Origin of the sequence: Frankia sp. AgB1.9, assembly GCF_016786355.1 — a bacterium.
GTDB lineage: Bacteria > Actinomycetota > Actinomycetes > Frankiales > Frankiaceae > Pseudofrankia.
In genome coordinates this window covers 1-13,717 of sequence record NZ_JADWYX010000183.1, presented here as the reverse complement: position 1 = coordinate 13,717, position 13,717 = coordinate 1, and the positions used below count along the sequence as shown (strand labels likewise).

Genomic DNA, 13,717 nt, shown 5'->3' with positions numbered 1-13,717 from the left:
GGCCATCGGGTGCCTCCTCTACCTGCGCCTATGCACAGAGTGTCACAGTGGAGTTACACCGTTGTTCTTACAGTCCCGGCTGCGGCGCGGGGCAGAGGTGGGTGGACGGCCGGTCCCAGCGCTACACCTTTGATGAACCCCTGGGGGATGAGGGCGACCTGGAGGGAAGGTCGGTGACTGTCCGTGAGATCTGTGCGTGTCTCGGCCGAGAGCCCCTACCTGGCAGGTTGCTGCCAAACGGGCGACCCTGTCGTCTCGCGGGGACAGATTGGTGGCACTCAAGTGCTATCCGGGATTTGCTTTTCAGCATGCAGTTGGGCGGGCTCGACGCGAGCGGACCGCGCAGGTCGGCTACGGGCTGGCATCTGCCCCGCTCTCACGGTGGCCCACGCCGAGGGTCGGCGCTGAGGCTGGCGGAACGCGGCTGGTACGGAAGGTGAACAGCGGGCGCGTAGTGCGGCAGGCCCGGCTGCCGCCTTCGTGCAGGTGGCTGGCGGGACGTCGTCTCGTCGGCGCTTGACGCACCAGAAACGCTCTGTTGCATCCAGCACCGCAGGCCGCCGGAGTGCTGTTGCCTACTCGCTGTGAGCATGGGGAGGCCGGCTGGCGAATTTTAGGGCAGTTTTTGCTGCTCGTCGTCGTGACTTTTGTCCGCTTGTGGTCAGGTACGCCCTGAGTCGATAACCATGCCCAACGGGGTGCGCGTTCGGCGATGGGGCGGTCATCATGCGTCACACAGTGCCCGGTTGGAGCGGCCCTCACGGACTGTTCACGGCCGCCGCGTGCGCGACGACACCGCCGTCCGGCCGTCGCGAGGGATCGGCCTGGCCTCGGACTGGCAACGGCGGGCGAAGGTTCCGGCCTGCGCACAGCGTGAGCGTCGGCGGGTCGTGGCGATGGGCGTGGGCTGCCCGCGTGCTGCTTGCCGCGGCGCTGGCGGTTCTCGCGGCGTGTAGTTCAGGCGGGGGATCGCCTGCGGACACGCCGCCCGCTGGTGGCACGTCACCGGCCAGCGTGTCGGTGTCGCCTTCGCCGACGTCGCCGGCTGATCTGGCGAAGGTCCGTGGCGTCGCCGCGTATCTGGGGATGTGGCGCGAGGCCGCGGTAGCGAGTCATTCCTCGGACTGGCAGGACCCGAAGCTGTCGGCCTACGCGTCCGGCTCCGCGTTGCAGGTCCTGACCGGCGCGCTGTACGCCGACCATGCCAACAAGGTCGTCTCCAAGGGTGCGTCGGTCAACACGCCGACGGTGACCTCGGTGGATCCGGCGGCGACGCCGACGACGGTGGTGATCGCGGACTGCGGCGACGATGCGGGGTGGCAGAAGTATCACGCCGACCCCGGTGCGCCGGACGACGGGCAGCTGGTCGCGGGATCTCCGGGCGGCCGGCGGCAGATCACCGCCGAGGTGAAACTGCACCAGGATGGTGTGTGGCGGGTTACCCGCTTCGCGGTCAGGTCGGTGGGCTCTTGCTGACCCGAGCCGCCGTGGTTCTCGCTGCGGCCGTGGCGGTGTGGATCGCGACCGCAGGGCCGGTGCGAGCCGCACCGCCCGATCCTTCAGGCCCAGACGATCAGGGTTTCTACGGGTCGGTCAACTGCGACGAAAACCCGCACCCTGGCTGCGAGCTGTTCGCGGGCAGTGGAACAACCCCCCTGCCTCCCGCGCCCGCGCAGGGATCCGCCCCTGCCGCCCACGGGCCGGGCGCCACGGCCGCGCCGGGCGACCGGAATCTCACCCCGCCGGCGACGGCGCAGTGCTCCTATGTCCGCAGCGACTATCAGCCACCAGCGGCCGGAATACGGCCGGTCGTCTATCAGCGGCCGGCCCGCAGCGGCGTGGTTGTAGGAGCGGCGGTGTTCCGTCCGTCCGGCATGTCGGTGCGGCCGGTGGCCTCGGCACCCGGCCAAGGGCCTGGGGCCTGGTACCTCTATACGTGCACGACCGGTGGCGTGCGCGACACGCTGTACCGGCCGCCGATCTGGCTACCAGACCCGCCAGCAGCAGGACCGGCCGTAGACCCGCGGGCGTTGGCCGAACAGGCCCGCGACCATCTGCGCCTCGCCGGTCCACGGATCGCGATGAGCCCGGTCGCCGATCAGCTGGTGCGGCTGCCGACGTGGCTGTGGCTGGATGCGGCGGGCTGGAATCAGGTGGCCGCGACGGCGGCGGCGGACGGAGTGTCGGTGACCGCGGTCGCCCGGCCGGTGCAGGTGACCTGGTCTATGGGCGACGGCGTGACGGTGACGTGTACGGGTCCGGGCACGCCGTTCCCGGCGCATGCCGATCCGAAGGCCGCGTCGCCGGACTGTGGTTACACCTACCGGTCGCGGTCGCTGGATTCCCCGGGTGGGGTGTTTCGGGTGACGGCGACGGTGCGCTGGGACGTGTCGTGGGCGGGCGCGGGCCGGGCGGGGGTGTTTCCCGGGTTGACGACCGTGTCGGCGGCGGCGGCCCGGGTGATCGATATTCCGGCGTTGACGACGGGCGGCGGCTGATGGCCAGGGTCGGTTCGTCCGGTCCGAAGGCGTGCCGTCGCGGCGCCACCTCGGGAGGCGGGTCGCGGTGACAGCTCCATACTCACCGTCCCGCGCGCCGCGCGACCGCGCGGGCCATGGCAGGGATGCGGCGGCGCGGATGACGGGTGCTCCTCGGCGGCGTCGGCGGGTGCCGTATCTGCTGGTCGGGGTGGTCCTGGTGGCGGGCTGCGCGGTGGCTGGCCTGCTGGTGGGCGTGCGGGTGGGGTCGCGTGCGCCGGTGCTGGTGTTGGCCCGTCCGGTGTCGGTGGGCCAGGTCCTGACGGCGGCCGATGTCCGTCAGGTGCGGATCTCCGCTGATGGTCTCGACACGATCCCGGCGGGGTCGATGGGCAGTGTGGTGGGCCGGCCGGTGGCGTTCAGCCTGCCGGCGGGCACGGTCCTGACCCGCGCCGTGGTGGGTGCCGCGCAGGTGCCGCCGGTGGGGAAGGCGATCGCGGCCGTTGGGTTGAAAGCCGGCCAGTACCCGACGGGTCTGTCGGCGGGGTCGCGTGTGCTGGTGGTCGTCACCCCGACGGCCAGCGCTGTGACGACGTCGGATTCGTCGGGTGTGGCGCAGGCGTGGCAGGCGACGGTGGTGGCGGTGACGGTCAGCGAGACCGCGCAGACGACGGTCGTGTCGTTGCAGCTGGACGAGGCGGATGCCCGCGCGCTGGCGGCGGCGCCGGTGGGCCAGGTCAGTCTGGTGACCCTCAGTGCCGGGGCCGGGTGAGCGGGCCGGTGATCGTGGCGGTGGGGTCGCTCAAAGGCAGCCCGGGAGCGACGACGGTGGCGCTCGGGCTCGCAGATCGCTGGCCGGCAGACGGTGGGGATCCGCTGGTGGTCGAGGCGGACCCGGATGGCGGGGACCTCGCCGGTCGCTTCTCGCTGGCTGCTGCCCGCGGGTTGGTGTCGCTGGCGGCGGCGGCCCGGCGGCCGGACGCGGCCCGCTCGGTGGATGAGCATGTTCATGAGCTTCCGGGTGGGCTGGGGGTGGTGGTCGCGCCGCCGGGCGCGGAGCAGGCCCGGCAGGTGTTGGCGCAGCTGGCGGGTGGCGGCTGGTCGTTGCTGTGGTCCGCGGCCCGCGCGCAGGGCCGGCCGGTGATCGTGGATGTGGGCCGGTTCGATCCGACGGGGCCGGCGGGTCCGGCGCTGGGGGCGGCGGATGTGGTGTTGCTGGTCGTGCGCGGCCGGACCGATGAGCTCGCGCAGCTGGCGGCACGGCTACCGACGATCCGCAGCGCGCGGCTGGCTTCCTGGTTTGTGGTGGTGGTTGAGGAGGCGGGCCGGTCGGCCGGGTTCCCGGTGTCCACCGTCAGCCGAGCGTTGGGGGAGCGGGTCCTGGGTCCGGTCCCGCACGACCCGGCCGCCGCCGCGGTCCTCGCGGGGGCGCGCCGCACGCGGGGTGGGATCGGCCGGTCCCGGTTGGGCCGCGCCGTCGCTGCCCTGGCGGGCTTTCTCGCGGACCGTGACCCCGACGAACTGACACCTGTTGTGTCGTCGCCGGTCGCCGCGCTGGAACCGGCGGCACCCGCCGCCGGGGCGGGTTGGCTGCCAGAGGTGCCGGTGGCCCGGAGGCCGGTATGACGAGCGTGTCCGCGTGGGCTCGCGGCCCCGGCGAGCTGACCGCGACGGCTCTGCCGGGGCGGGCCTCCGGGTCGGCGGCCGAGGGATTGCGTATCCATCTGCGTGAGGGGTTGCGTGCGGCGTTGGCCGCGCGGCTGTCCGCCACCGACACCCCGGACGGCCCCGGGCTCGGTGGCCCGGGGCGGGAGGCGTTTGCCCGGTCGGTGCTGGTCGACCTCGCCGAGGCCCATACCACCGCACAGCTGGCCCGCGGGGTGGCGCTGCTGTCTTCGGACGACGAGCAGCAGATCCTCGCCGAGGTCCTCGCCGAGGTCCTGGGCTTGGGCGGGTTGGAACCTTTGCTCGCGGACAGCTCGATCGAGAACATCAACATCACCGGGGATCGGGTCTTCATCCGCCGCGCAGATGGCAGCCGCCACCAGCTGCCCCCGATCACCGGTTCGGACTCCGAGCTGATCGGGCTGATCCGGGATCTGGCCGCGCACGCCGGGATCGAGGAGCGCCGCTGGGACCGCGGCGCCCCCCTGGTCAACTTCCATCTGCCGGATAAGAGCAGGGTGTTCGCGGCGATGGCGGTGACCGCGCGGCCGTCGGTGAGTATCCGCCGGCACCGGTTCCGCCACGTCACGTTGGGTGCGTTGCGGGCGAACGGGACGATCGACTACGGCCTGGAAATGCTGCTGGCCTGCCTCGTCCACGCCCGCAAGAACGTGATCATCGCGGGCGGGACCGCGATGGGGAAGACGACGCTGCTGCTCGCGCTGGCCGATCAGATTCCGCCGTCCGAGCGGCTCGTCACCGTGGAGGACGTGTTCGAGCTGGGCCTGGACACCGATGCGGAGGCACATCCGGATGTCGTCGCGATGCAGGTCCGCGAAGCCAACACCGAAGGCGAAGGCCAGATCAGCGCCTCCGATCTGGTGCGGGCCGCGCTGCGAATGTCACCCGATCGAGTGATCGTCGGTGAGGTCCGCGGCGCCGAGGTCATCCCGATGCTCAACGCGATGAGCCAGGGCAACGACGGGTCGATGACCACCGTCCATTCGTCGACGAGCCGGGGGGTGTTCACCCGGCTGGCGTCCTATGCGGTGCAGGGTCCGGAGCGGTTGCCGTTGGAAGCGACCAACCTGATGATCGCCAGCGCCATCCACGTCGTGGTGCACCTGGCCGAGCCGCGCGGCGAGCGAGGCCGGCGGGTCGTGTCGTCGGTGCGGGAGGTCGTGGACGCCGACGGCCCCACGGTGATCACCAACGAGCTGTACCGACCCGGTTCGGACCGCCGTGGCTACCCCGCGGCCCCGCCTACCGGGGAACTGCTCGACGACCTGATCGACGTCGGGTTCGACCCGCAGCTGCTGGCGCAGGGGCGGTGGTCATGACCGGCCTGTTCGGGTTAATCGGCCTCGGCGCCGGCGCCGGCCTCCTGTTGATCGTCTACGGCTGGCGCGGCACCCCAGCCGACGAACCCCGCCACCCCGGCCGGGCGCGAGCCTGGCTCTGGCAGACCGACCCGCGGTTCGGCCGGTGGGCCGCCGCGTCGGTCGCCGCCGGGATCGCCGCCGGCGCGGTCACCGGCTGGGTCGTCGGTGGCCTGCTGGCCGCGATGGCGGTCTACGGGCTGCCGCGGATGCTCGGCCCGGACCGGGCGCAGACCCGTCAGGTGGCGCGGACGCAGGGGATCGCGGTGTGGGCCGAGCAGCTGCGCGACACCCTCGCCGCCGCGGCCGGCCTGGAACAGGCGATCGTCGCGACCGCGGCGACCGCCCCGGCGGCGATCCGCGCCGAGATCCGGCTGCTCGCCGCCCGGGTCGAACGCCGCGAACGCCTCGGCCCGGCCCTACGCGCCCTCGCCGACGATGTGAACGACCCGCTGGCCGATCTGGTGATCGGCGCCCTGCTGTTGGCCAGTGAGCATCAGGCCCGTCAGCTGTCGGGGCTACTCGGCCAGCTCGCCGCGACGGCCCGCGCCCAGGTCGACATGCTGGGCCGCATCGAGGTCGGCCGGGCCCGGATGCGGACCACGATGCGCGTCGTCGTCGCCACGAGCCTGACGTTCGCCACCGGCCTGGTGATCTTCAACCGGCCGTTCCTGCACCCCTACAACACCGCCACCGGCCAGCTGGTCCTGCTCGCCGTCGGAGCGATCTTCGTCGGCGGGTTCGGGTGGCTGCGACGCATGTCGACGATCAACGTAGAAGTCCGCATGTTCACCACCGACCCCGATCCGGTTGCCGCGCCGGCGGCGGTGCTACCGGCGTCGACGGTCGGCGGGTGGGAGCTGCGGTGACCGTGACGTTGATGGTGCTGGCCGCCGGGGTCGGCGTCGGTCTGTGGGCTTTGGCGGTGTGGCTGTTTCCCCCCAAGCCCTCGTTGGCCGAGATCCTGGCCCACCTCGAACCGACGGCGGCGACGCCCGCCGCCGCACCTTCCGGGGTGCCGCCCGAGCAGGACGGATGGGCGGTGCGCGCCGGCTGGCCGTTCATCGGCCTGCTACGCGCCACCGGCCTACCGACCGCCGCACTACGGCAGGACCTGGCCGCGCTGGGCCGTTCCGCCGAGGCGCACCTCGCGGAGAAGGCCACGGCAGGGTTGGCAGGGGCGCTGTTTCCCTCCGTGGTGGGACTGGCGTTCGCCGCCGGGGGCCGGCCATTCCCGTGGACGATCCCGGTCACGCTCGCCCTGCTGCTCGGGGTCGGCGGATTCATGCTCCCGGACCTCACTGTGAAGGCCGACGCTGACCGCCAGCGCCGGGCGTTCCGTTACGCGCTGTCGGCGTATCTGTCGCTGATCCAGGTGCTACTCGCTGGCGGCGCCGGCGTCGAGAGCGCCCTGACCGACGCCGCCGCGATCGGCGACTCCTGGCCGTTCGTCGCGTTGCGCCGGGCGCTGCGGACCGCCCGGGAAACCCGCGTCAGCCCCTGGGTCGCACTCGGCCAGCTCGGCGCGGACCTTCAGGTCTCCGAGCTCGTCGAGCTCGCCGACGCGGTCGCGCTCGCCGGCACCGAAGGTGCCCGCGTCCGCCAGTCGCTGGAAGCCAAAGCCACGACGCTGCGGGTCCGCCAGGCCCAGGACGCCGAGGCAGACGCGGCTGCGGCGACCGAACGGATGAGCGTCCCCGGTGTCCTGATCGCGGTCGGGTTCATTCTGTTCATCTTTTATCCCGCGTTGACGTCTATCAGCCGCTCGTTCTAGGAACGCCCGTCGGAGGAACCGTGTTCGACCGTCTCTGCACCTGGTGGTCACAAATCGCAGCCCGCGCCGCCAAAGCGCCGCCCGATCAGCGCGACCGCGGCTCCACCACGGAAAACGTCATCTGGATCGCGGCACTCGCCGCGCTCGCGCTCACCATCATCGGGATCTTCGGCCCCGAGATCTTGCACGCGGCGAACCGCGTGGTGTTCGAGTAGCCGACGTCTGACGATGCTCACGAGTGTCCGGCCGGTCAGGGCCCGGCGCGGCCCCGCCGCGAGGGCCCGGGGATCGGTGCACCACCGTCCCGGAGGCTCCCGCCGCGGCGGGATGCGTACGCGTCCCCAGCATCCCAGCCGCCGGCCCGGCCGGGCGCGGGCGTGCGCACGGCGGGTGCCGGTCGGCCGGGATGCGGATCGGGGTGCGGTGACGGTCGAGATGGTGTTCGTGTTGCCGTTGGTGTTCACGATCGTGTTGCTGCTCGCGCAGGTCACCGTCTGGGCGCACGCGAGCCAGATCGCCCAGGTGACCGCGGCCCGCGCGCTGGCCGCGAGCCGCGCCGACGGTGGCAGCGTCGCCGCCGGGCAGACCACCGCGGCGGACACCCTCGCTCAGCTCGGCCAGTCCAGCCTCGTCAACCCCCAGGTCACCATCACCCGGGCCGGTGCCCAGGCCACCGTCCACGTACATGGCACGGCCGCCAGCGTCCTTCCCTGGCTGCACGTAGGCATCAATGCCGACGCGACCGGCGTGATCGAACAGCGCGCGCCATGACCCGTAGACCCACGGCCATCACGGCCGGTCGACCCAGGTGTGACCGGGGCTCGGCGACCGCCGAACTGGTCCTGATCATGCCCGTCCTGGTGCTGATGTTGATGTTTCTCGTGCTGTGCTACCGGATCAGCGACGCCAAGCTACGCCTCGCCGACGCCGCCCACCAAGCGGCACGCGCGGCGTCGATCGCCCGCACCCCGACCCAGGCCGTCACCGACGCCCAGGCCACCGCGCAGAGCGCGTTGGCCGACGCCGGGGTCACCTGCGAGCACCTGACCGTCGACACCGACCCCGCCGGCCTGACCCCCGGCGGCCTCGTTCACGTGACCATCACCTGCACGACCCGCCTGGACGATCTTGCGGTGCTCGCGGTCCCGGGCAGCGCGGCCCTGCACGCCTCCGCCACCTCGCCAGTCGATCTCTTCGGCGACCAGCTGGGGCAGGCCTCATGACCTGCCGACCGGCCGGCCCGGCTCGTCGGGATGGGGGGACGGTCACCGCGTTCGTCGTTGTCATGGTCGCCGCGGTCGTCATGTTCGGTGGCCTGATCCTTGACGCCGGCGGGGCGCTGGCCGACAAGACCGCGGCGATGGGCGTCGCGCAGGAGGCCGCCCGCGCCGGCGCCCAACACCTCGACCTGAACGCCTTCCGGACCAGCGGCACCGTGCGCCTCCTGCCCGACGAGGCGGTCGCCGCCGCGCAGTCCTACCTCACCCAGGCCGGCGCCACCGGCACCGCGACCGTCACGGGCACCACGGTGACCGTCACGGTCACCGTGACCCACCACAACCAACTGCTGGGCATCGTCGGCCTCAGCTCCCTGACCGTCACCGCGACCGGCAGCGCCCACCCCGCCCCACCACCCCTCGGAGCAGGCCCATGAACCCCCGGCCCGCCGCACGCATCGACCCGCCGTTCAGGCGGCAGCTCGCTGGCGGTGTTCTGGCACTGGGCCGGCTGATCCGTGCCCTGATCGCCCTCACCGCGCTGATCGTGATGGTGGCCGGCCTGCCGTGGGCGTTGTGGCATTTCATCGGCTGGCCGCTGCCCCACGGGGTGCCGTCGTGGGCAGAGACCGAGTCGCGGCTCGAAGGGCCGATGGACGACACCCTGCTCTTGGACATCCTGGCCGTGGTGCTGTGGGTGGCGTGGACCGCGTTCACGGTCTCGGTGGTGCGGGCGGTCCCCGACGTGGTGCGTGAGGCCCGCTGGCCGACCTACCGTCCGTCCCTTCCCGGGGGGATGCGCGGACTGGCGACGTTCCTGCTCGGCGCGGTCCTGCTCACCGCGTTGACCCGTAGCCCCTCCACGGCGGCCCGAGGTCCCGTCGCCGCGCCGGTCGCCGTCACCGCGCCCGCCGCGCCGCGGCTGGCCGTGGTCGCCGCGGTCCGGTCAGCCGAGGCGACCCTTCCGGCCGCCCCGGCGGGCACCGTGGTGGTGCAGCTTCCACACAACGGGATCTACGACAGCCTGTGGCGGATCGCGGAGCGGGGGTTGGGTGATGGGGCGCGCTGGCCGGAGATCTGGCGGCTGAACCAGGGCGTCCCGCAGGCCGACGGCCGGGCCCTGGCACAGCCGGGCCTGATCCGCCCCGGCTGGATTCTGCAGTTGCCCACCACGACGACCCCCGCGCCACCCCCGACGCGTGCGCCGGACCCCAGCACGCCCGTCTCCGTGACACCGCCGCAAGCGCATCCCTCGACACCGCCGGCCAGCCCGTCCGCGACGCCCCGTCCCTCGACCCAGGCGGCCCCCGCGCCGGCCAGCGGGCCCTTCGGTGTGGGCAGCACGCCCGCCTCGCCACCCGTCTCGGCGACGCCGTCGCCGACGGCGTCGGTGACCCCGTTTGTGCCCTCGGTGCCCCCCGCGCCTGCGCCCCGTCTTCCCGGTCCGGCGCCGTCGCAAGGCCCAGGGGTGCAGTTTCCGTCCGGTGGCTACCTCGGCCTGGGCGCCGTCGCCCTGCTCGTGGCCGCGTTGTTCTCGGTGCGGCTGTGGCGCCGCCGCCGCTACGTGCCCGGCAGCGGCCGGCGCGACGACCTGGACGAGGGTCCGGTCATCCGCCAGCTCGCCGACGCCTACAACACCGCCACCGCCGAACTCGACGACGACGGGGAGCTCGTCGTCATCCGCCCACCCGGCGACCCGCATGTCGTTGGCCGCCGCCACGCGCAGGCCACCGCCGCGGCCCACGCCGCCCCGTCTGGCGCCCGGATCGTCGGGACGACCCCCGACGGCCAGCCCCTGGCGCTCGACGTCGCCGCGACCCGCGGTCTCGGCCTGATCGGACCTGGAGCCGACCCGGCGATCCTCGCGCTACTGATTGCCCTGCTCGCCGAACGCCACCGCCCCGACGCGACCCCCGTGGAGATCCTCATCCCGGCCGCCGACGCGCGCCGGATGCTCGGCCCGGACAGTGCTGCCGCCGCCCCGCGGCGGCTGCACGTCGTGGGTGACCTCGCCACGCTGCTGGACCGGTTGGAAGCCGAGGTCGTCACGCGGGCGCGTCTGGCCGCCATCGGCCAGGACGCCGGGCGTTCCACCCTCGTCGTCATAGCCGCCCCGGATCAGACGTCTGACCGCCGCCTACAAGCCGTACTCGACAACGGATCGCCGCTAGGGATCGTGGGCGTCCTCTACGGGCAGTGGCGGCCTGGCGCGACCGTGCGGGTCCGACCCGATGGTGTCGTCGGCGCGGCCAGCCCCGGCCTCGGCGCGACCCTCGTGGGCAGCCGGCTGTTCACCGTGCCGGCCACCGACGCGACCGGGCTTCTCGACCTGCTCGCCGACGCGGACCCCTCCGCGGACCGTCAGGAGGCGTTCCGGGCGGGAAACCCTACCGAGGGGCCGCCGGCCCCACCCACCTTCGCCCTGCCCCTCCCTAACCCCACCCCCGCGCCGCCCCCGGCGTCGCACCAACCGCTGGCCGACGAGGGCGCCGCTGGCACTGCGGTGGCCGGCCCCGCCGAGACGCCGCCCCCGGCACCGGTGGACGCTGCCGTGCGAGTACCGATTCCGGCCGCACCGTTGCTGCTCACCCTGTTCGGCCCGCTGCGGCTGGCCTACCGGTCCGAGCCGGACAGCGGGTACCAGACGGTCGGCGGTATCGGGATCAAAGGACGTGAACTTCTGGCCTACCTCGCCGCCTACCGCGAGGGTGCGCGGCGCGACACCATCATCGGCGCGCTCTGGCCCGAGGACGGAGAACCCCGCAAGCGGTCCGACAACCGGTTCTATGCGGCACTGGTCCCACTGCGCCGGGCGATCGTCGCTGCGACGAACGGGTCGATCGACGACGTGTTCGAACACGTCGACGACCGCTGGTGGCTGCGCCGCGACCTGCTCACCGTCGACCTCTGGCAGGTTCAGGACGCCCTCACCGCCCGCCGCCACGCGACGACCACCGCCGACGCACTCGCTGCGGTCCTCCCCATGGCCGCGCTCTACACCGGCCACTTCGTGGAGGATCTCTCCGGGATCTGGTTTGAGGCCCACCGGGAGAATCTGCGCCGCCAGGTCACCGACACGCTCACCAGCCTGACCGCCGCCGTCGGCCAGGACAACTCGGACCGACTGGACCTGCTCGAAGCGCTGCGCCACCTCGACCCCCACGACGAGGGGCTCTACATCGAGATCGCCCGCTCCCAGGCTCTCCTCGGCCAGCACGCAGCCGTCGCGGATACCTACCGCCGGCTATGCGCCGCCCTCGCCGAACTCGGCGAGCGCCCCGCTGCCGGGACCGACCGCGCCTTCCAAGCGCTGACCCGGCCCGGCCCGCGCGGCGCCCGCTCCGCCTGAGGACCGCCAGCGGACCGCGGTCTGCGGGACCGAGTCTCGGCATCCGGCAGCTCCTGACGCCAGTCACCGCGCTACCGGCGCCACCCGAGCTGCCAGGCCCCCTGGGCTGCTGGCCTCGGCCGGCACACCCACCGAACAAGCCAGGAGAACAAAACGGAAGCAGCGCATTTCAGGGTGTGGTTCGGCCCGGACCCGGCTCACCGACGCGCTTTCTCATGCTTAAATCTGGGCGCCACGACAAGGATCGCGGAAAAGTGGAAGCGATATCGAGTGCCTCGCGGGCGGGGTATCCGCGGGTGCATTTATTTGGCCCGGCGGGATGCCGGGAACCGGGTCTTCCACGAGAGCGTGGAAACGACCCGGACGGTTCGGGCACCCTCGCCACATTCTGGCCGGCGCGAGTCGTCGCGCGCCTGAAACCAACTGCGGGCAGTAAATGCACGGCTACAGCCTGTTCGTCCGCTCGCCCGTCCGCCTATCCGTCCGCCTATCCGTCCGCCACATAAGTCGGGCGGTCCGCCCGACGGTCCCGCCTCAGCTCACGGCACGTGTACCACCGCCCAAGTACCCCCGGACTGGGTAGCGAGGCTACGAGCGGATAGTCGGTGCAGGCCCGGGGGGCGGCGGCCCGGGGATATGTCGCCCGGCATGTGCTGTTATCGGTCAAGAATTTTGTTTCCCTTCTTTGGTGTTTGGTGCCTTTTGTATTTGCATTCTTGCCTTTCCCCTTTTGCCTTTCCGTGTTGCCTGTAATCCCTTCCTGGTCTGCCTGAATCGATCGCATGAATCATGAAACGGGCGGACGAATGGGGTTGTATTTCGGCGTGAATGGGGGACAATGGAATTGCCGGTTTGGCAGAGAGCCACCGGACCCATTCCCTCCCGAGAAACGGTTCCCTCATGAGTGACACGATCTTTCGATCCGACACACCGGCGGCTGTCGCGGGCGCAGATGTGACGCCCGAGGACATGGCGCGGGTCACGGAAAGTGACTGGTTGGAGATCCGGACCATCGCGCGGCGCTACTGCCGCACTGTGAACGCGTCGCGGTCCCGTAAGCGTATGGACGGAAACACGACCGTGGCGGGTGGGCCGTTCGGCCAGTACGGCACGGCGGACATCAGTGACGACGTGACCCAGGACGCGGTGCTGCTGTTCGCGCAGCGGCTTGCCACGGTGAGCGGCAAGTTTGAGCCCGCGTCGCTGTCGGTCGAGACGCGGGAGCCCGACAGCTGGCTGTATGTGACCCAGACTGGACGGGTGTTCGTCGCGGACCGCCACATGATCATGTTCTGGGCGGTCCGGCAGGCTGGTAGGCGGAACGGCTTCCGGACCGATGAGAGGCTAGACCCGATCGACGCCACGCCGGGCGCCCAGTACATGCAAGGACTGGCGCGCGCCGAATTCGTGGCCGTGGGCACCTACATGGCCGGCATGAGTGACATCATCTGGCAGGCTGGTTGGGATGACGGGTCCGACTTCCCGATCTTGGCGGACTGTCTCAACGAGGGCAGCCAGGCAGAGGATCTTGGTCGGGCGGGTGTGATTTCCCGCGTGGCACAGAAGCACTTCGGCGGCAGGTGGGGATCAGGGCGCCCGATGCGCCGTACCCGTGAGGCTGCCATGGCCGAACTCCGCGAACTCACCCGCCGACTAGACGAGGCACGAGACAGCCTCGTCTACGCGTCCACACGTCGCGGCCCGCGTTCCGTGGGAGCCCTCCCAGACGAGTAGAACTACTCACGAAAAGGGGCGCCGGCCAAAGTGCGTGGCCCCCGTTGCTTTGGCCCGGGGGGGGGTTTGGGGCGGGGGGTGGGGGGGGGCGGGTGGGGGTATGAGGGTGAGGGGGGTCGGCC

At 72.0% G+C, this 13,717-nt stretch carries 13 protein-coding genes; all 13 read left to right on the top strand.

Annotated elements, in window-relative coordinates; genetic code table 11:
- The first annotated feature begins 1,020 nt into the window (after positions 1-1,020).
- The 13 genes from I6A60_RS42480 (at position 1,021) to I6A60_RS38670 (ending at position 13,595) form a co-directional block, all read left to right on the top strand.
- Positions 1,021-1,476 (top strand): hypothetical protein, encoded by a 456-nt coding sequence (locus I6A60_RS42480; protein ID WP_307874092.1) that lies wholly within the window; start codon positions 1,021-1,023, stop codon positions 1,474-1,476.
- Positions 1,477-1,856: 380 nt separating this feature from the next.
- Complete coding sequence (locus tag I6A60_RS38725; protein WP_307874091.1) at positions 1,857-2,498, top strand: hypothetical protein; 642 nt, start codon at positions 1,857-1,859, stop codon at positions 2,496-2,498.
- Positions 2,499-2,688: 190 nt separating this feature from the next.
- Positions 2,689-3,249, top strand: a complete 561-nt coding sequence (locus tag I6A60_RS38720; RefSeq protein ID WP_307874090.1) for an SAF domain-containing protein — start codon at positions 2,689-2,691, stop codon at positions 3,247-3,249.
- Positions 3,250-3,257: 8 nt separating this feature from the next.
- A complete protein-coding gene (locus tag I6A60_RS38715; RefSeq protein WP_203014548.1) occupies positions 3,258-4,103 on the top strand; it encodes a hypothetical protein in 846 nt (281 codons plus the stop codon).
- On the top strand, positions 4,100-5,482 hold the full coding sequence (locus I6A60_RS38710; protein ID WP_203014549.1) for a CpaF family protein: 1,383 nt from the start codon (positions 4,100-4,102) through the stop codon (positions 5,480-5,482). The genes I6A60_RS38715 and I6A60_RS38710 overlap by 4 nt, the downstream gene beginning before the upstream one ends.
- Positions 5,479-6,390 (top strand): type II secretion system F family protein, encoded by a 912-nt coding sequence (locus I6A60_RS38705; RefSeq protein WP_238437138.1) that lies wholly within the window; start codon positions 5,479-5,481, stop codon positions 6,388-6,390. Before I6A60_RS38710 ends, I6A60_RS38705 begins: the two co-directional genes overlap by 4 nt.
- Positions 6,387-7,295: a type II secretion system F family protein gene (locus I6A60_RS38700; protein ID WP_203014550.1), complete on the top strand. Its 909-nt coding sequence runs from the start codon at positions 6,387-6,389 to the stop codon at positions 7,293-7,295. The genes I6A60_RS38705 and I6A60_RS38700 overlap by 4 nt, the downstream gene beginning before the upstream one ends.
- 20 nt (positions 7,296-7,315) lie before the next feature.
- On the top strand, positions 7,316-7,510 hold the full coding sequence (locus I6A60_RS38695; protein WP_203014551.1) for a hypothetical protein: 195 nt from the start codon (positions 7,316-7,318) through the stop codon (positions 7,508-7,510).
- Positions 7,511-7,718: 208 nt separating this feature from the next.
- Positions 7,719-8,066 carry a TadE/TadG family type IV pilus assembly protein gene (locus I6A60_RS38690; protein WP_307874089.1) on the top strand — a complete coding sequence of 116 codons (348 nt, stop codon included), beginning with the start codon at positions 7,719-7,721 and terminating at the stop codon, positions 8,064-8,066.
- Positions 8,063-8,518, top strand: a complete 456-nt coding sequence (locus tag I6A60_RS38685) for a TadE/TadG family type IV pilus assembly protein (protein WP_203014552.1) — start codon at positions 8,063-8,065, stop codon at positions 8,516-8,518. The genes I6A60_RS38690 and I6A60_RS38685 overlap by 4 nt, the downstream gene beginning before the upstream one ends.
- Positions 8,515-8,949 carry a pilus assembly protein TadG-related protein gene (locus I6A60_RS38680; protein ID WP_203014553.1) on the top strand — a complete coding sequence of 145 codons (435 nt, stop codon included), beginning with the start codon at positions 8,515-8,517 and terminating at the stop codon, positions 8,947-8,949. The genes I6A60_RS38685 and I6A60_RS38680 overlap by 4 nt, the downstream gene beginning before the upstream one ends.
- On the top strand, positions 8,946-11,861 hold the full coding sequence (locus I6A60_RS38675) for a bacterial transcriptional activator domain-containing protein (protein WP_203014554.1): 2,916 nt from the start codon (positions 8,946-8,948) through the stop codon (positions 11,859-11,861). Before I6A60_RS38680 ends, I6A60_RS38675 begins: the two co-directional genes overlap by 4 nt.
- Before the next feature lie 900 nt (positions 11,862-12,761).
- Positions 12,762-13,595: a hypothetical protein gene (locus I6A60_RS38670; protein ID WP_203014555.1), complete on the top strand. Its 834-nt coding sequence runs from the start codon at positions 12,762-12,764 to the stop codon at positions 13,593-13,595.
- Positions 13,596-13,717 lie beyond the last annotated feature (122 nt).

Excerpts from the sequence above, each read along its gene's own strand:
- I6A60_RS38680 (WP_203014553.1), top strand. The coding sequence starts at position 8,515 with ATGACCTGCCGACCGGCCGGCCCGGCTCGTCGGGATGGGGGGACGGTC.
- I6A60_RS38670 (WP_203014555.1), top strand. The coding sequence starts at position 12,762 with ATGAGTGACACGATCTTTCGATCCGACACACCGGCGGCTGTCGCGGGC.
- I6A60_RS38705 (WP_238437138.1), top strand. The coding sequence starts at position 5,479 with ATGACCGGCCTGTTCGGGTTAATCGGCCTCGGCGCCGGCGCCGGCCTC.
- I6A60_RS38675 (WP_203014554.1), top strand. The coding sequence starts at position 8,946 with ATGAACCCCCGGCCCGCCGCACGCATCGACCCGCCGTTCAGGCGGCAG.
- I6A60_RS38710 (WP_203014549.1), top strand. The coding sequence starts at position 4,100 with ATGACGAGCGTGTCCGCGTGGGCTCGCGGCCCCGGCGAGCTGACCGCG.
- I6A60_RS38685 (WP_203014552.1), top strand. The coding sequence starts at position 8,063 with ATGACCCGTAGACCCACGGCCATCACGGCCGGTCGACCCAGGTGTGAC.